This window comes from Burkholderia stagnalis (assembly GCF_039848545.1).
Classification (GTDB): domain Bacteria; phylum Pseudomonadota; class Gammaproteobacteria; order Burkholderiales; family Burkholderiaceae; genus Burkholderia; species Burkholderia stagnalis.
Window position 1 is genome coordinate 3,487,853 of sequence record NZ_CP156685.1, and the last position, 17,066, is coordinate 3,504,918.

General features: G+C 68.9%; 16 protein-coding genes. 12 read left to right on the forward strand and 4 right to left on the reverse strand.

Annotation, left to right across the window (positions count from 1 at the left end; genetic code table 11):
• Nucleotides 1-152 precede the first annotated feature (152 nt).
• The 3 genes from ABFO07_RS16170 to ABFO07_RS16180 all read left to right on the forward strand — a co-directional run bounded on the left by ABFO07_RS16170 (nucleotide 153) and on the right by ABFO07_RS16180 (nucleotide 2,964).
• Complete coding sequence (locus tag ABFO07_RS16170; protein ID WP_059565212.1) at nucleotides 153-1,451, forward strand: THUMP domain-containing class I SAM-dependent RNA methyltransferase; 1,299 nt, start codon at nucleotides 153-155, stop codon at nucleotides 1,449-1,451.
• Nucleotides 1,452-1,805: 354 nt separating this feature from the next.
• The gene (locus ABFO07_RS16175; RefSeq protein WP_059565470.1) at nucleotides 1,806-2,204 is read left to right on the forward strand and encodes a VOC family protein; all 399 of its coding nucleotides are present in this window, start codon (nucleotides 1,806-1,808) and stop codon (nucleotides 2,202-2,204) included.
• Nucleotides 2,205-2,277: 73 nt separating this feature from the next.
• Nucleotides 2,278-2,964, forward strand: a complete 687-nt coding sequence (locus tag ABFO07_RS16180) for a helix-turn-helix transcriptional regulator (RefSeq protein WP_059565211.1) — start codon at nucleotides 2,278-2,280, stop codon at nucleotides 2,962-2,964.
• Nucleotides 2,965-3,138: 174 nt separating this feature from the next.
• Here the strand turns inward: ABFO07_RS16180 and ABFO07_RS16185 are convergent, their stop codons facing one another.
• The 3 genes from ABFO07_RS16185 to ABFO07_RS16195 are packed head-to-tail and all read right to left on the reverse strand — an operon-like array spanning nucleotide 3,139 to nucleotide 6,068.
• Nucleotides 3,139-4,593: an NAD(P)(+) transhydrogenase (Re/Si-specific) subunit beta gene (locus ABFO07_RS16185; RefSeq protein WP_059811074.1), complete on the reverse strand. Its 1,455-nt coding sequence runs from the start codon at nucleotides 4,591-4,593 to the stop codon at nucleotides 3,139-3,141.
• A complete protein-coding gene (locus ABFO07_RS16190; protein WP_059880749.1) occupies nucleotides 4,590-4,916 on the reverse strand; it encodes an NAD(P) transhydrogenase subunit alpha in 327 nt (108 codons plus the stop codon). The genes ABFO07_RS16185 and ABFO07_RS16190 overlap by 4 nt, the downstream gene beginning before the upstream one ends.
• 12 nt (nucleotides 4,917-4,928) lie before the next feature.
• Nucleotides 4,929-6,068, reverse strand: coding sequence for a Re/Si-specific NAD(P)(+) transhydrogenase subunit alpha (locus ABFO07_RS16195; RefSeq protein ID WP_059880746.1), 1,140 nt, complete (start codon nucleotides 6,066-6,068; stop codon nucleotides 4,929-4,931).
• 282 nt (nucleotides 6,069-6,350) lie between these two features.
• On the opposite strand from ABFO07_RS16195, the gene ABFO07_RS16200 reads away from it, so the two are divergent.
• The 3 genes from ABFO07_RS16200 (at nucleotide 6,351) to ABFO07_RS16210 (ending at nucleotide 9,734) form a co-directional block, all read left to right on the forward strand.
• Complete coding sequence (locus ABFO07_RS16200) at nucleotides 6,351-6,860, forward strand: NUDIX hydrolase (RefSeq protein ID WP_059811072.1); 510 nt, start codon at nucleotides 6,351-6,353, stop codon at nucleotides 6,858-6,860.
• Nucleotides 6,857-7,996 (forward strand): tRNA 2-thiouridine(34) synthase MnmA, encoded by a 1,140-nt coding sequence (mnmA, locus tag ABFO07_RS16205; RefSeq protein WP_059565206.1) that lies wholly within the window; start codon nucleotides 6,857-6,859, stop codon nucleotides 7,994-7,996. The genes ABFO07_RS16200 and mnmA overlap by 4 nt, the downstream gene beginning before the upstream one ends.
• A gap of 118 nt (nucleotides 7,997-8,114) precedes the next feature.
• Nucleotides 8,115-9,734, forward strand: a complete 1,620-nt coding sequence (locus ABFO07_RS16210) for an FMN-binding glutamate synthase family protein (RefSeq protein WP_059565205.1) — start codon at nucleotides 8,115-8,117, stop codon at nucleotides 9,732-9,734.
• Between the two features lie 94 nt (nucleotides 9,735-9,828).
• Here ABFO07_RS16210 and ABFO07_RS16215 read toward each other — a convergent pair whose 3' ends face one another.
• The gene (locus ABFO07_RS16215; protein ID WP_059565204.1) at nucleotides 9,829-10,443 is read right to left on the reverse strand and encodes a glutathione S-transferase family protein; all 615 of its coding nucleotides are present in this window, start codon (nucleotides 10,441-10,443) and stop codon (nucleotides 9,829-9,831) included.
• 176 nt (nucleotides 10,444-10,619) lie between these two features.
• Here ABFO07_RS16215 and ABFO07_RS16220 point away from each other — a divergent pair, with 176 nt between their 5' ends.
• The 6 genes from ABFO07_RS16220 (at nucleotide 10,620) to ruvC (ending at nucleotide 16,962) form a co-directional block, all read left to right on the forward strand.
• Complete coding sequence (locus ABFO07_RS16220) at nucleotides 10,620-12,017, forward strand: aminopeptidase P N-terminal domain-containing protein (protein WP_059565468.1); 1,398 nt, start codon at nucleotides 10,620-10,622, stop codon at nucleotides 12,015-12,017.
• 40 nt (nucleotides 12,018-12,057) lie between these two features.
• Nucleotides 12,058-13,245, forward strand: a complete 1,188-nt coding sequence (locus tag ABFO07_RS16225; protein WP_347467921.1) for a UbiH/UbiF/VisC/COQ6 family ubiquinone biosynthesis hydroxylase — start codon at nucleotides 12,058-12,060, stop codon at nucleotides 13,243-13,245.
• Nucleotides 13,246-13,355: 110 nt separating this feature from the next.
• A complete protein-coding gene (gene dusB / locus ABFO07_RS16230; RefSeq protein ID WP_059565466.1) occupies nucleotides 13,356-14,426 on the forward strand; it encodes a tRNA dihydrouridine synthase DusB in 1,071 nt (356 codons plus the stop codon).
• Entirely contained in the window at nucleotides 14,423-14,656 is a 234-nt protein-coding gene (locus ABFO07_RS16235; protein WP_017333386.1) for a Fis family transcriptional regulator, read from the forward strand. The genes dusB and ABFO07_RS16235 overlap by 4 nt, the downstream gene beginning before the upstream one ends.
• A 44-nt stretch (nucleotides 14,657-14,700) precedes the next feature.
• Nucleotides 14,701-16,266, forward strand: coding sequence for a bifunctional phosphoribosylaminoimidazolecarboxamide formyltransferase/IMP cyclohydrolase (gene purH / locus ABFO07_RS16240; protein WP_059565202.1), 1,566 nt, complete (start codon nucleotides 14,701-14,703; stop codon nucleotides 16,264-16,266).
• 153 nt (nucleotides 16,267-16,419) lie between these two features.
• Complete coding sequence (gene ruvC / locus ABFO07_RS16245) at nucleotides 16,420-16,962, forward strand: crossover junction endodeoxyribonuclease RuvC (RefSeq protein ID WP_059565201.1); 543 nt, start codon at nucleotides 16,420-16,422, stop codon at nucleotides 16,960-16,962.
• The last annotated feature ends 104 nt before the right edge of the window (nucleotides 16,963-17,066 follow it).

Here is a 17,066-nt window from a genome sequence, read left to right on the forward strand (position 1 = left end):
GCGGCAGGCCGCCGCGGAAGGGCCGCATGAGCGGGGCGGCGCCGCCGCACCCGCCCATGCGCCGCCCGGCGCCCCCCAATTCGCGCCGACACGCCGGCCCTGCCGCCCGCGCCGCGTACAATACTGGACTTTTGTCCGTCTTCACCCGCCTTATGTCCTCGCCCACCCTGTACGAATTCTTCGCCCCCTGCCCGCGCGGCCTCGAAGCGGCGCTCGCCGCCGAGCTGGCCGAGATCGCCGGCCGCCATCTGGACGGCGCGCCGTTCACCGCGGGCGCGCAGGTGCCGGGCGGCGTCCATTTCCGGGGCGGCTGGGCCGCCGGCATGGCCGCGAACCTGCATTCGCGGATCGCGAGCCGCGTGCTGCTGAAGATCGCGCACCGCCCGTACCGCAACGAGCAGGACGTGTACGCGCTCGCGCTCGAGCAGCCCTGGGAGCGCTGGTTCGCGGCGACGCAGACGCTGCGCGTCGACATCACCGCGATCAAGTCGCCGCTGAAGAGCCTCGAGTTCGCGACGCTGCGCGTGAAGGACGCGATCTGCGACCGGATGCGCGACAAGACCGGCGCGCGCCCGAGCATCGACACCGGCGCACCCGACGTGCGCGTGTTCGCGTTCCTGACCGCCACCGACTGCACGCTGTACCTCGACACGTCCGGCGAGCCGCTGTTCAAGCGCGGCTGGCGCCTCGACAAGGGCGCGGCGCCGCTGCGCGAAAACCTCGCGGCCGGCATCCTGCGCCTGACCGGCTGGACGCCCGGCACGGCGCTGTACGACCCGATGTGCGGCAGCGGCACGTTCCTCGCGGAAGCCGCGCAGATCGCGCTCGGCGTGGCGCCCGGCGTCGAGCGCCGGTTCGGCTTCGAAAAGCTCAAGCAGTACGACATCACCGCGTGGCAGGGCCTGAAGGTCGCGGCGATCGACGCGAAACGCGCGGCGCGCGGCAAGCGCGACGATCTCGGCGTCTACGGCAGCGACATTTCCGGCGACATGCTCGAGAAGGCGCGCGCGAACCTCGAACGTGCGGGTGTGCCGTCGGTGTGGCTCAAGCAGGTCGACGCGCGCGGCATGACGCCGCCGAGCAGCGCGCCGGGGATCATCGTCGCGAACCCGCCGTACGGCGAGCGAATCGAGGTGCGCGGCCGCAGCGCGCGCGGCGAGGTGCGCGAGACCGGCCGCAACCGCGGCAACGACGACGCGTTCCGCCGCACGCACGCCGACACCCCCGACAGCGAGTTCTTCAACGCGCTCGGCGATGCACTGAAGCAGCGCTTCGCCGGCTGGCAGGCGTTCCTGCTGACGTCCGACCGCGCGCTGCCCGGCCAGCTCCGGCTGCGCGAATCGGCGAAGACGCCGCTGTTCAACGGCGCGCTCGAATGCCGGCTGTTCCGCTTCGACCTGATCGCGGGCAGCGTGAAGGCGCGCCCGGCCGCACCGGACGGCGACGCATAAGCGATCGCACCCCGCTTCGGGCGGCGCCGCACCGGTGCCGCCCGCCGGCGCGCATCGCGCGCGCCCATCGCATTCTGCACGCGGCCGTCATGCCCGACGGCCGCCAGCCCCGCCCCCTCATCCCGCCAGACCGGCAACACCGCGCGCCTCCCGCCGCCCTTTCCTGACGCTCAGCCCCTCCCGGCGACACGCCGACGCACGGCACGCGCACGCCGCAATGCCCACCCCGCCGCGCGACATGTCAGCACCGACGCATCTACTGACAGCACGCTGTCAGCAGCCCCCGCTCACACTGCAATCCCGGCGCATTGCAACGCTGGTTTCCACATGAATCGAATGAAAAAGGAGCAGGTCATGACGTCCGCCACCCAGGCCCAGGAACGCGCCATCGCATGGTTCGACATTCCGTCCCTCGATTTCGACCGGGCGATCCGCTTTTACGAAACCGTGCTGCAGACGACGCTGCAGCGCGAGGTGATCGGCGGCGTGCCGATGGCGGTGTTCGGCCACGAGGAGGCGAGCACCGGCGGCAGCATCGTCTACGATCCGCAGCAGATGAAGCCGAGCGCCACCGGCGTGCTCGTCTACCTGAACGCGGGCGACTCGGTCGTCGCGGCGCTCGAACGCGCCAAGCGCGCGGGCGGCATCGTGCAGGGCTCGGTCGTCGAGCTGCCGAACAACTACGGTTACATCGGGTACCTGATCGATACCGAAGGCAACCGCGTCGGCCTGCACGCGCCGAAATGCCACTGAGCGGCGCGTTCACGCGGCAGGCGCGGCGCTATCATCGCGGGGTCTCCTGCTTCGACGGAATCGAGGTGCATCCATGACGCGTCGCGCCGACCGCCTGTTCCAGATCGCCGAGCTGCTGCGCGGCCGGCGCCTCACGACCGCGCAGCAGCTGGCCGACTGGCTGTCGGTGTCGCCGCGCACCGTGTACCGCGACGTGCGCGACCTGCAATTGTCAGGCGTGCCGATCGAAGGCGAGGCCGGCATCGGCTACCGGCTGAACCGCAACGCGAGCCTGCCGCCGCTCACCTTCACCGCGGAGGAGCTCGCGGCGCTCGCCGCGGGCGCGCGGATGCTCGAGACCTGGGGCGGCGCGCGGCTCGCGGGCGGCGCACGCTCGGCGCTCGCGAAGATCGCGTCGGCGATGCCGGCCGACAAGCGCACCACGCTCGACCGGCTGCCGGTGTACGCGCCGTCGTTCCACATCGACGCCACGTTCTCGCTGAAGGTCGATGCGATCCACCAGGCCGTCGACACGCGCCACGTCGTCGGCTTCGCTTACCGCGACCGGCTCGGCGCGCACACGCAGCGCCGCGTGTGGCCGCTGGGGCTCGTCTATTGGGGCGGGCGCTGGACGATCGGCGCGTGGTGCGAGCTGCGCGGCGACTTTCGCACCTTCGACATCGCGCGGATGGGCGACATCACCGTGCACGAGCAGTTTCCGGACATGGAAGGGCGCCGGATCGCCGATTACATGCGGATCGCGGAAGCGCCGATGCGCTGACATGCGCGGGCGGCGGGCGACCACTCGGCCGCGCCGCTTTCACTCCCCGCCCTGAAAGACAGGGTTTCTCGGAGCAAACCGGATGAAAAAAGCCCGATCGGCATAGGCCGAATCGGGCTGTCCCGCTCGGGCGGGTGGACGGACGCCCCGCCGCCCGCACTGAACGCGCACGCGTCAGTCGACCGCCTTCACCATGTCCTCGATGACCTTCTTCGCATCGCCGAAGACCATCATCGTCTTGTCCATGTAGAACAGGTCGTTGTCGAGCCCCGCATAGCCGGCCGCCATCGAGCGCTTGTTGACGATCACCGTGCGCGCCTTGTACGCCTCGATGATCGGCATCCCCGCGATCGGCGACTTCGGATCGTTCTTCGCGGCCGGGTTCACCACGTCGTTCGCGCCGAGCACCAGCACCACGTCGACCTGGCCGAACTCGCCGTTAATGTCCTCCATCTCGTGCACGATCTCGTACGGCACCTCGGCTTCCGCGAGCAGCACGTTCATGTGCCCCGGCATCCGCCCGGCCACCGGGTGGATCGCGTACTTCACGTCGATCCCCTTCTCGACCAGCTTGTCGGTCAACTCCTTCAGCGCATGCTGCGCGCGCGCGACCGCGAGGCCGTAGCCCGGCACGATCACGACCGTTTCGGCGTTGCCGAGCATGAACGACGCGTCCTCCGCCGAGCCCGACTTCACCGGGCGCTGCTCCTGCGCGCCGCCCGCCGCCGCCGCGCCGGCCTCCCCGCCGAAACCGCCGAGGATCACATTGAAGAACGAGCGGTTCATCGCGTGGCACATGATGTACGACAGGATCGCGCCCGACGAGCCCACCAGCGACCCGGCGATGATCAGCATCGCGTTGTTCAGCGAGAAGCCGATGCCCGCCGCCGCCCAGCCCGAGTAGGAATTCAGCATCGACACGACCACCGGCATGTCCGCGCCGCCGATCGGGATGATGATCAGCACGCCGAGCACGAACGCGATCGCCGTCATGATGATGAACGGCAGCCACGACTGCGTCAGCACGAACAGCACGCCGAAGCCGAGCATCGCGACGGCGAGCATCAGGTTGATCAGGTGCTGCCCCGCGTACACGACCGGCGCGCCCTGGAACAGCCGGAACTTGTACTTGCCCGACAGCTTGCCGAACGCGATCACCGAGCCCGAGAACGTGATCGCGCCGACGAACGTGCCGATGAACAGCTCGACGCGGTTGCCGTACGGGATGAAGTTCGACGCCACCGCGTCCTGCGGCACGAGCCCGAACGCTTCCGGCTCGGCCACGACCGCATACGCGATGCAGACCGCCGCGAGACCGATCAGCGAGTGCATCGCCGCGACGAGCTCCGGCATCTTGGTCATCTCGACGCGCGCGGCGACGAATGCGCCGACCCCGCCGCCCACCACCAGCGCGCCGAGCAGGAGCCCGAGGCCGAGCGGCAGGTTCGCATCGAGCAGCGCGGCCTGCTTGACGATCAGCGCGATCGTGGTGAGGATCGCGATGGCCATCCCGACCATCCCGAACAGGTTGCCGCGCCGGGCGCTCTTCGGGTTCGACAGCCCCTTGAGCGCCTGGATGAAGCAGACCGACGCGATCAGGTAAAGGAGCGTAACCACGTTCATGCTCATCGCGCGCCCTCCTTGCCGCCCTCGATGCGCTTGGGTTCCTTCTTGCGGAACATCTCGAGCATCCGTCTCGTGACGAGGAACCCGCCGAACACGTTGACCGCCGCGAGCGCGACCGCGAGCGTGCCGAAGAACTTGCCGACCCCGCCGACCGTCAGCGCGGCGGCGAGCATCGCGCCGACGATCACGATCGCCGAGATCGCGTTGGTCACCGCCATCAGCGGCGTGTGCAGCGCCGGCGTCACGTTCCACACCACGTGATAGCCGACGTACACCGCCAGCACGAAGATGATCACGTTGATCACCGTATGATTGATGACTTCCATGGTCTTCCCCGGTTATTTGCGCGCGACTTCGCCGTCGCGGCAGAGCAGCGTCGCGGCGACGATGTCGTCGGTCAGGTCGATGTTGAGCGTGCCTTCCTTCGTGACGATCAGCTTCATGAAGTCGAGCAGGTTGCGCGCATACAGCGCGGACGCATCCGACGCGACCATCGACGCGAGGTTGGTGTAGCCGGCGATCGTCACGCCGTCGTGCACGATCACTTCGTCGGCGACGGTCAGCGGGCAGTTGCCGCTCTTGCGGCCGTCGAACTCCGGCCCGCGGCCGGCCGCGAGGTCGACCAGCACCGAGCCCGGCTTCATCGACTGCACGGTCTCGACCGAGATCAGCGTCGGCGCGGGGCGGCCCGGGATCAGCGCGGTGGTGATGATGATGTCGGCCTGTTTCGCGCGCTCGTGCACGAGCGCGGCCTGGCGGCCGAGCCACGACGCGGGCATCGGCCGCGCGTAGCCGCCAACGCCCTGCGCGGCGTCGCGCTCCTCGTCGGTTTCGTACGGCACGTCGAGGAACTTCGCGCCGAGCGATTCGATCTGCTCCTTCACGGCCGGGCGCACGTCGGATGCCTCGATCACCGCGCCGAGCCGCTTCGCGGTCGCGATCGCCTGCAGCCCCGCCACCCCCGCGCCGAGGATCAGCACGCGGGCCGCCTTCACGGTGCCGGCGGCCGTCATCAGCATCGGGAAGAAGCGCGGATACAGCGCGGCGCCGACCAGCACGGCCTTGTAGCCCGCGATGTTCGCCTGCGACGACAGCACGTCGAGGCTCTGCGCGCGGGTCGTGCGCGGCGCGGCCTCGAGCGCGAAGCCGGTCACGCCGGCCGCCGCGAGCCGCGCGGCCTGCTCGCCGTCGAACGGGTCGAGCATGCCGATCAGCACGGAGCCGCGCTTGAGCGACGGAATTTCGATGTCGGTGGGCGCCTGGACCTTCAGCACGATGTCCGCATCGAATGCGCCCGACTGATCGGTCAATTCGGCGCCGGCGGCGGCATAGGCTTCGTCGGGATAGCTGGCCGCGACACCCGCCCCCTTCGCCACGCTCACGCGGTGGCCGGCGGCCGCGTATTTCTTGACGGTCTCCGGCGTCGCAGCCACGCGCGTCTCGTTCGCCCGCGTTTCAGCAGGCACTCCGATATGCATTGTCCAATCCTCCAGTCATCGTCAGTAATTGATTCTTGCTTTCAATTCTTACTGCGACTGCAAGCCGGACAGGCTGACATACCGGCTCACGGGCAACGGCGATCACGCTGCACTTTAACCGAAAGCCGCAGCCGCGCCAGCGCTTTACGCACGATCGTGCGAGCCTGTTGAGTTGCAGCACTGGACAAGCGTGCGCCGCCTGACGCGCCGATCCGTGCGGGGTCGGAACCACCCTAGCCGTGCTCCGGCAGCGTCCGGGCGCAACCGGTAAAATGCCGACCCATGAAACCCGAAATCTGGACCCCGCATGTGACCGTCGCGGCGCTCGTCGAGCGCGACGGCCGCTTTCTCGTGATCGAGGAAGAAACCTCGACGGGCCTGCGCATCAACCAGCCCGCCGGCCATCTCGAAGCCGGCGAATCGCTCGCCGACGCCGTGATCCGCGAAACGCTCGAGGAAACCGCGCATCCGTTCGAGCCCGAAGCGCTCGTCGGCGTGTATCTCGCGCACTACGACCGCCCCGGCACGGCCGGCGCCACCTACCTGCGCTTCACGTTCTGCGGCACCGCGCGCGACGCGATCGCCGGCCACCGGCTCGACGACGGCATCGTCCGCACGCTGTGGATGACGGCCGACGAGCTGCGCGCCTGCAGCGAGCGTCACCGCTCGCCCGCGGTGATGCGCTGCGTCGACGACTATCTCGCCGGGCGGCGCATTCCGCTCGATTTCGTGCATACGCATTCGGTCGCGCCGCGGCCGGACGCATTCGATCGTCAGGCGGTGAACAAATGAGCAAGCGCCGTATCGTGGTGGGCATGTCGGGCGGCGTCGATTCGTCGGTGACCGCGTGGCTGCTGAAGCAACAGGGCTACGACGTCGTCGGCCTGTTCATGAAGAACTGGGAAGACGACGACGACGGCGAATACTGCTCGACGCGCCAGGACTGGATCGACGTCGTGTCGGTGGCCGACCTGATCGGCATCGACGTCGAGGCCGTCAACTTCGCCGCCGAATACAAGGATCGCGTGTTCGCCGAGTTCCTGCGCGAATACTCGGCCGGCCGCACGCCGAACCCGGACGTGCTGTGCAACGCGGAGATCAAGTTCAAGGCATTCCTCGACCATGCGATGTCGCTCGGCGCGGAAACGATCGCGACCGGCCACTACGCGCGCGTGCGCGAACGCGACGGGCGCTTCGAACTGCTGAAGGCATTCGATCATACGAAAGACCAGTCGTACTTCCTGCACCGGCTGAACCAGGCGCAGCTGTCGAAGACGATGTTCCCGCTCGGCGAGATCCCGAAGACGAAGGTGCGCGAGATCGCCGAGCAGATCGGCCTGCCGAATGCGAAGAAAAAGGATTCGACCGGCATCTGCTTCATCGGCGAGCGGCCGTTCCGCGATTTCCTGAACCGCTATCTGCCGACCCAGCCCGGCCCGATGAAGACGCCCGACGGCAAGACGGTCGGCCAGCACATCGGCCTCGCGTTCTACACGTTCGGCCAGCGCAAGGGCATCGGGCTCGGCGGCAGCAAGGACGGCAGCGGCGATCCGTGGTTCGTCGCCGCGAAGGACATCCCGTCGAACACGCTGTACGTCGTGCAGGGCCACGATCACCCGTGGCTGCTGTCGCAGCGGCTCGTCGCCGGCAACGTGAGCTGGACCGCGGGCGAGCCGCCGGCCGAAGGCTTCGCGTGCGGCGCGAAGACCCGCTACCGGCAGGCCGATGCCGCGTGCACGTTCGCGCGGGACGGCGGCGAACGCTTCTCGCTCGCCTTCGACGACGCGCAATGGGCCGTCACGCCCGGCCAGTCGGCCGTGCTGTACGACGGCGAGATCTGCCTCGGCGGCGGCATCATCGAGTTCGCGGCGACCGGCCGCCCGGGCCACGCCGCGGCCGGCGCGCCGGCGCTCGTCGAGGCACGCTGACGCGCATTCGGTTTAGACTTGCGGCACGCCGCGCCCGGCGGAACACGATTCCACCCCGGCCGGCGCGCCGCCGCGCGGCGTACGCATGGCGGCATTCCAAATTCCTTACGGAGTCCCCATGCTTTCACGACGCTATCTGGCGATGTGGTGTGCCGTCCTGTTGCTCGTCGCGACGGCCGCGCTCGCGTCATGTCACGTACTCTCGTGGCTCTGGCTCGCCATCCCCGCCGCCCTCGTCGCGCTCGGCCTGTACGACCTGAACCAGGATCGTCACGCAATCCTGCGCAATTACCCGCTCTGGGGCCACCTGCGCTTCCTGTTCGAATTCATCCGGCCGGAAATCCGCCAGTATTTCGTCGAGGACGACACCGACGAGAAACCGTTTTCGCGCGCGCAGCGCAGCCTCGTGTACCAGCGCGCGAAGAACGTCGGCGACAACCGCCCGTACGGCACCGAGCTGAACGTGAAGGCCGTCGCGCACGAATGGATCAGCCATTCGCTCGCGCCGACCAAGCTGCCGAACCACGATTTCCGCATCCGCGTCGGCGCGAACCGCGCGCAGCCGTACGACATCTCGATCTTCAACATCTCGGCGATGAGCTTCGGCTCGCTGTCCGCGAACGCGATCCGCTCGCTGAACCTCGGCGCGAAGAAAGGCGGCTTCGCGCACGATACCGGCGAGGGTTCGCTGTCGAAATATCACCGTGAACACGGCGGCGACATCATCTGGGAAATCGCGTCCGGCTACTTCGGCTGCCGCAACGACGACGGCACCTTCAACCCGGACAAGTTCGCGAAGCAGGCGGCCGATCCGCAGGTGAAGATGATCGAGGTCAAGCTGTCGCAGGGCGCGAAGCCGGGCCACGGCGGCGTGCTGCCGGCCGCGAAGATCACGCCGGAAATCGCCGAGACGCGCGGCGTGCCGATGGGCAAGGACTGCATCTCGCCCGCCACGCACTCGGAATTCTCGACGCCGCGCGGCCTGCTCGAATTCGTCGAGCGGCTGCGCACGCTGTCCGGCGGCAAGCCGACCGGCTTCAAGCTGTGCGTCGGCCATCCGTGGGAATTCTTCGGCATCGCGAAGGCGATGCTCGAGACCGGCATCGTGCCGGACTTCATCGTCGTCGACGGCGCGGAAGGCGGCACGGGCGCGGCGCCGCTCGAATTCACCGACCACGTCGGCGTGCCGCTGCAGGAAGGGCTGCTGCTCGTGCACAACACGCTCGTCGGCATCGGCGTGCGCGAGCGCGTGAAGATCGGCGCGAGCGGCAAGATCATCACCGCGTTCGACGTCGCGCGCACGCTCGCGATCGGCGCGGACTGGGTGAACTCGGCGCGCGGCTTCATGTTCGCGGTCGGCTGCATCCAGGCGCAGACCTGCCACACGGGCCGCTGCCCGACCGGCGTCGCGACCCAGGACCCGGTGCGCCAGCGCGCGGTGGTCGTGCCGGACAAGTCGGATCGCGTCTACAACTTCCACCGCAACACGCTGCATGCGCTGCAGGAGCTCGTGCAGGCGGCCGGGCTGGCGCATCCGTCGGAGCTGCGCGCGCATCACATCGTGCAGCGCATTTCGCCGCACGAAGTCCGGCTGATGTCGCAGCTGCTGAAATACCTGAAGCCCGGCGCGCTGCTCGACGGCGGCCACTGCGGCTATTCGCTGTACGACCAGTGGTGGCCGATCGCGCGCAGCGATGCGTTCACGCTCGGCGACGCCGCCTACGCGCCGCTCGGGTGACGCGCCCGCTCGTCGTCGCGGCCATGAAAAACGCGCCCTTCGGGGCGCGTTTTTTCGTCTGCGGAATGCCCAGCCGGCGACGCCGCCGGCCGCGTCACCCCTGCGGCACGGTGTCGACGAACGACGGCCGCTGCATCAGCTTCGCGAAATGCTTGTCGAGGTTCGGGTGGCGGTCGCGCCAGTTCAGCTCGGGCATCCGGAAATCGAGATAGCCGAGTGCGCAGCCGAGGGAGATGTCGGCGAGCGTGTAATGATTACCGACGCACCACATCTTGCCGCCGAGGCCCTGCGACATCGCGACGAGCGCATCGTCGATCTTGCGCTGCTGACGGGCGATCCAGCTTTCGCTGCGCTGATGCGCTTCGCGCTGCACGTTCTCGATGCGGATCATGACCGACGCGTCGAGCGCACCGTCGCACAGCGCTTCCCAGCAACGCACTTCGACGCGCTCGCGGCCGGACGGCGGAATCAGCTTGCCGACCGGGGACAGCGTATCGACGTATTCGCAGATCACGCGGGAATCGAACACCGCGGCGCCATCTTCCATCACGAGACACGGAACCTTGCCGAGCGGGTTCGAGGCATGAATGTTCGTGTCCGGCGCCCAGACGTTTTCGAGCTCCAGCTTGTAGTCGATCTTCTTTTCAGCAAGCACGATGCGCGCCTTTCGCACGAACGGGCTGCTGAGCGAACCGATTAATTTCATCATCTGCCTTTGTTGGGGAACCGCCGAGAGTATACGTTGTCGCCGATCATAACCGGGCGGCGACAGCCGGTAGAAAATCGCCCATCCGGCCTGTGGATGGTTTGCAACAGCCGCGGCGGCGCGCCTGCGCCGCGCCCCGCCCCCTCACGCGCCGCGTCCGGCGGCGCTACAATCGCACGATGAATGCGCCCCTCGATACCGCCATCGCCGTCGACGTCTACCGCCAGCGCCGCGAGCGCGTGCTTGCCGCACTGCGCGCGGCGGGCGGCGGCGTCGCCATCGTCCCCACCGCGCCGGAAATGCTGCGCAACCGCGACACGGGCTACCCGTACCGCCACGACAGCTATTTCTACTACCTGACGGGATTCGCCGAGCCGGACGCCGTGCTCGTGCTGAACGCGTCCGCGCCGCACGGCGCGCCGCAATCGATCCTGTTCTGCCGTGCGAAGAATGCCGAGCGCGAAACCTGGGAAGGCTTCCATTACGGCCCCGACGCCGCGCGCGACGCGTTCGGCTTCGATGCGGCGTTCGCCGCCGACGTGCTCGACGCGGAAATGCCGCGCCTGCTCGCCGACGCGGGCACCGTGCATTACCGGTTCGGCGCGTCGGCCGAGTTCGACCGCCAGCTCGAGCGCTGGATCGACGCGGTGCGCGCCCAGGCGCGCACCGGCGTCGCCGCGCCGGACGCGCTGCTCGATCTCACGCCGCTGCTGGACGACATGCGGCTCGTCAAGGACGAGCACGAGCTCGCGATCATGATGCGCGCCGCGCACATCTCGGCGCTCGCGCATCGCCGCGCGATGCAGGCATGCCGCCCCGGCATCCGCGAATACGAGCTCGAGGCCGAGCTGCTCTACACGTTCCGCAAGCACGGCGCGCAGGCGCCCGCGTACGGCTCGATCGTCGCGGCAGGCGCGAACGCATGCGTGCTGCACTACCCGGCCGGCAACGCGGCCGCGCGGGACGGCGACCTGATCCTGATCGACGCGGCGTGCGAGCTCGACGGCTATGCGTCCGACATCACCCGCACGTTCCCGGCCAACGGCCGCTTCTCGCCCGCGCAGCGCACGCTGTACGACATCGTGCTCGCCGCGCAGCAGGCCGCGATCGACGCGACGCGCGCCGGCGTGCCGTTCGAGGCGCCGCACGACGCGGCGGTGCGCGTGCTCGCGCAGGGCCTGCTCGACACCGGCATCATCCCGAAGACGCACTTCACGAACGTCGACGACGTGATCGCCGAACGGGCGTACGCGCGCTTCTACATGCACCGCACCGGCCACTGGATCGGCATGGACGTGCACGATTGCGGCGACTACCGCGAGCGGCTCGCCGCGCGCGACGCCAACGGCGCGCTGCCGTGGCGCACGCTGAAGGCCGGCATGACGCTGACCGTCGAGCCGGGCCTGTACGTGCGCGCCGCCGACGACGTGCCGCCCGAATACTGGAACATCGGCATCCGCATCGAGGACGACGCGATCGTGCGCGAGCACGGCTGCGAGCTGATCACGCGCGACGTGCCGGTGGCAGCCGCCGAGATCGAGGCGCTGATGCGCGCGGGCGCGGCGCACGGCGCATGAGCATGCGGCGCCGACCGTTTCCTTCGTTTCACGATTCCCGATGACGACCGATTCCTCCCCGGCCACGCCGGACTACGACATCGCCATCGTCGGCGCGGGCCCCGTCGGGCTCGCGCTGGCCGGCTGGCTGGCGCGGCGCAGCGCAACGCAGCACTGGTCGATCGCGCTGATCGACGCGCGCGAGCCCGCCGCGAGCGCGAACGACCCGCGCGCGATCGCCGTGTCGCACGGCAGCCACGTGCTGCTCGACTCGCTCGCGTGGCCCGCCGACGCGACGCCGATCGAACACATCCACGTGTCGCAGCGCGGCCATTTCGGCCGCACGCTGATCGACCGCGACGAGCATGACGTCGCGGCGCTCGGCTACGTCGTACGCTACGGCTCGATCGTGCAGGCGCTCGCGGGCGCGGTGCGCGGCACGCGCGTCGACTGGCTCACGTCGACGTCCGCGCGCGCGCCGCAGCAGGATGCCGACGGCGTCGCGCTGACGCTCGACACGCCGCAGGGCGAGCGCACGCTGCGCGCGCGGATCGTCGTCAACGCCGAAGGCGGGCTGTTCCAGGACCAGCGCGCCGACGACGGCAAGCACCACCGCGACTACGGCCAGACCGCGCTCGTCGGCACGGTGACCGTGTCCGCGCCGCGCCCGAACGTCGCATGGGAACGCTTCACCCATGAAGGGCCGCTCGCGCTGCTGCCGCTCGGCGGCCCGCAACAGGCCGACTACGCGCTCGTGTGGTGCTGCGAACCGGGCGAAGCCGCGCGCCGCGCCGCACTGCCGGACGACGCGTTCCTGCGCGAGCTCGGCACCGCCTTCGGCGAGCGCATGGGCCGCTTCGTCGCGATCGCCGGGCGCGCGTCGTTCTCGCTCGGCCTGAACGCTGCGCCCACCCTCGTCGACCGCCGCATCGCGATCGTCGGCAATGCCGCGCAGACGCTGCACCCGGTCGCGGGCCAGGGGCTGAACCTCGGCCTGCGCGACGTGCATACGCTCGTCGATGCGCTGTCCACGCACGGCGCCGTGCCGGCCGCGCTCGCGGCCTTCAACGCGCGGCGCGCGCTCGACCGGCGCTTCACGATCGGCGCGACCGACACGCTCGCGCGGCTGTTCACGATCGAATCGGGCCCGCTCGCGCTGCTGCGCGGCGCGGCGCTCACCGCGCTCGAGTTCGTGCCGCCGCTCAAGACCGCGATCGCCCGCCAGATGATGTTCGGCCAGCGCGGCTGACGCACGCCCGACAAACCGGGTCAAATCGGCGAGGCGGGGGAATACGGTAAAATGCGCGTTTTCCCTCCGCCCTTTTGATGCCCGCGCCCGCCGCGGGCGGTGCCATTGCGATGCCCGTTATCGGCTCTCACGTATTGCGTAACAACCTGTTCGTCGCCCCGATGGCCGGCGTGACGGACCGGCCGTTCCGCCAGCTGTGCAAGCGGCTGGGGGCCGGCTACGCCGTGTCCGAGATGGTCGCGTCCAATGCCCAGCTGTGGAAAAGCGCGAAGACGATGCGGCGTGCGAACCACGAGGGCGAAGTCGAGCCGATCGCCGTGCAGATCGCCGGCGCCGATCCGGCGATGATGGCCGAAGCGGCCCGCTACAACGTCGACAACGGCGCGCAGATCATCGACATCAACATGGGCTGCCCGGCGAAAAAGGTCTGCAACGTCGCGGCCGGGTCCGCGCTGCTGCAGAACGAGCCGCTCGTGAAGCAGATCGTCGAGGCGGTGGTCGGCGCGGTCGGCATCGGGCCGGACGCCGTGCCCGTCACGCTGAAGATCCGCACCGGCTGGGATCGCGAGCACAAGAACGCGATCACCGTCGCGCGCCTCGCCGAGGCCGCCGGCATCTCGATGCTCACCGTGCACGGCCGCACGCGCGCCGACCTGTACCGCGGCGACGCCGAATACGAGACCATCGCGGCCGTGAAGGCCGCCGTCGGCATTCCGGTCGTCGCGAACGGCGACATCACGTCGCCGCAGAAGGCGAAGGCCGTGCTCGACGCGACGGGCGCCGACGCGCTGATGATCGGTCGCGCCGCGCAAGGCCGGCCGTGGCTGTTCCGCGAAATCGATCATTTCCTGCAAACCGGCGAGCTGCTGCCGCCGCCGCTGATCGACGAGATCCAGCAGGTGATGAACGAGCATCTGGAAGATCACTACGCGTTCTACGGGGAATTCACGGGAGTCCGTACTGCGCGCAAGCACATCGGCTGGTACACTCGCGGCCTTTCCGGCGCCAACGGGTTCCGGCACCGGATGAACACGCTCGATTCCACCCGCGAGCAGCTCGCCGCCGTCAATGCATTCTTCGAGGCACAGAAGGCGCTGTCCGACCATCTCGTCTACGTCGACGAGGATGAGGACGAGCGCGGCCACGGCGAGTCGGACGACCATAACCAGTTAGCAGCATGAGCAAGCACAACATCGAACAATGTGTCCGCGAGAGCCTGGACGTGTATTTCCGGGATCTAGACGGCTCCAATCCGCACGACGTCTATGAAATGGTGATGTCCTGCGTCGAAAAGCCGATGCTCGAGGTCGTGCTCGACCAGGCCGGCGGCAATCAGTCGCTCGCCGCGGAGTACCTCGGCATCAACCGCAACACGCTGCGCAAGAAGCTGCAGCAGCACGGCCTGCTGTAGCCGGCCGCCCCGTCCCCGTTTTCCTGGCTATTGGTGGTTCCATCATGATCAAGCAAGCGCTCATTTCCGTTTCCGACAAGACCGGCATCGTCGACTTCGCGAAGTCGCTGTCCGACCTCGGCGTCAAGCTGCTGTCGACGGGCGGCACCGCGAAACTGCTCGCCGACGCGGGCCTGCCCGTCACCGAAGTGGCCGACTACACCGGCTTCCCGGAAATGCTCGATGGGCGCGTGAAGACGCTGCATCCGAAGGTTCACGGCGGCATCCTGGCGCGCCGCGACCTGCCGGAACACATGCAGGCGCTCGAAGCGCACGACATCCCGACGATCGACCTGCTCGTCGTGAACCTGTACCCGTTCGTCGCGACGATCGCGAAGGACGACTGCACGCTGGCCGACGCGATCGAGAACATCGACATCGGCGGCCCGACGATGCTGCGCTCGGCCGCGAAGAACCACCGCGACGTGACGGTCATCGTCGATCCGGCCGACTACGCGGTCGTGCTCGATGAAATGAAGGCGAACGGCAACACGGTCGGCTACCCGACCAACTTCCGCCTCGCGACGAAGGTGTTCGCGCACACCGCGCAGTACGACGGCGCGATCACGAACTACCTGACGAGCCTCACCGACGAACTGAAGCACGCGTCGCGCAACGCCTACCCGGCGACGCTGAACATGGCGTTCGACAAGGTGCAGGACCTGCGCTACGGCGAAAACCCGCACCAGAGCGCCGCGTTCTACCGCGACATCGCGACGCCGGCCGGCGCGCTCGCGAACTACCGCCAGCTGCAGGGCAAGGAACTGTCGTACAACAACATCGCCGATTCGGACGCGGCATGGGAATGCGTGAAGACGTTCGACGCGCCCGCCTGCGTGATCATCAAGCATGCGAACCCGTGCGGCGTCGCGGTCGGCAACGATTCGGCCGACGCGTATGCGAAGGCGTTCCAGACCGATCCGACGTCGGCATTCGGCGGCATCATCGCGTTCAACCGCGAAGTCGACGAAGCCGCCGCGCAAGCGGTCGCGAAGCAGTTCGTCGAAGTGCTGATCGCGCCGTCGTTCACCGATGCCGCGAAGCAGGTATTCGCCGCGAAGCAGAACGTGCGCCTGCTCGAGATCGCGCTGGGCGAAGGCCACAACGCGTTCGACCTGAAGCGCGTGGGCGGCGGCCTGCTGGTGCAGTCGCTCGATGCGAAGAACGTGCAGCCGCACGAGCTGCGCGTCGTCACGAAGCGCCACCCGACGCCGAAGGAAATGGACGACCTGCTGTTCGCGTGGCGCGTCGCGAAATACGTGAAGTCGAACGCGATCGTGTTCTGCGGCAACGGCATGACGCTCGGCGTCGGCGCGGGCCAGATGAGCCGCGTCGATTCGGCTCGCATCGCCAGCATCAAGGCGCAGAACGCGGGCCTGACGCTCGCGGGTTCGGCCGTCGCGTCGGATGCGTTCTTCCCGTTCCGTGACGGCCTCGACGTCGTCGTGGCGGCCGGCGCGACCTGCGTGATCCAGCCGGGCGGTTCGGTGCGCGACGACGAAGTGATCGCGGCCGCCGACGAGCACAACATCGCGATGATCCTGACGGGCGTGCGCCACTTCCGTCACTGATCGACCGCGCGCGGCCGCCACGGCCGCGACACCCGGGCCCGGCGGCATCGCACCCGCCGGGTTTTTTATTGCACGGCGCGGGCCGGCGCGACACGACGGCGTGCCGCGTCTTTCGTTGTAGTATCGCTGCTGCATCACGCAACTCCTCCCGACATGCGAATTCTCGGCATCGACCCTGGCCTGCGCGTCACCGGCTTCGGCGTCATCGACGTCAGCGGCCACCACCTCGCGTACGTGGCGAGCGGCGTGATCCGCACGCCCACTGCCGACCTCGCCACCCGGCTCGGCACGATCTTCCAGGGCGTCTCGACGCTCGTGCGCGAACACGCGCCCGACCAGGCCGCGATCGAGAAGGTGTTCGTCAACGTCAACCCGCAGTCGACGCTGCTGCTCGGCCAGGCGCGCGGCGCCGCGATCTGCGGCCTCGTCGCGGGCGGGCTGCCGGTGGCCGAGTACACGGCGCTGCAGCTCAAGCAGGCCGTGGTCGGCTACGGCCGCGCGACCAAGGCGCAGATGCAGGAAATGGTCACGCGCCTGCTGAACCTGTCCGGACAGCCCGGCAGCGACGCCGCCGACGCGCTCGGCATGGCGATCTGCCACGCGCACGGCGGCAACACGCTCAGCACGCTCGGCGGCCTCGCGCCGGCGCTCGCGAAGAAGGGGCTGCGCGTGCGGCGCGGCCGGCTCGTCGGCTGACGCCGGGCGCACGGGCGCGCAATCGCCCGGCGCGCCGCGCGTCGGTTCGGCCTGACGGCCGACCCATCGGCATTCCGCCGTGCGTACGCTACACTCGCGCTTTC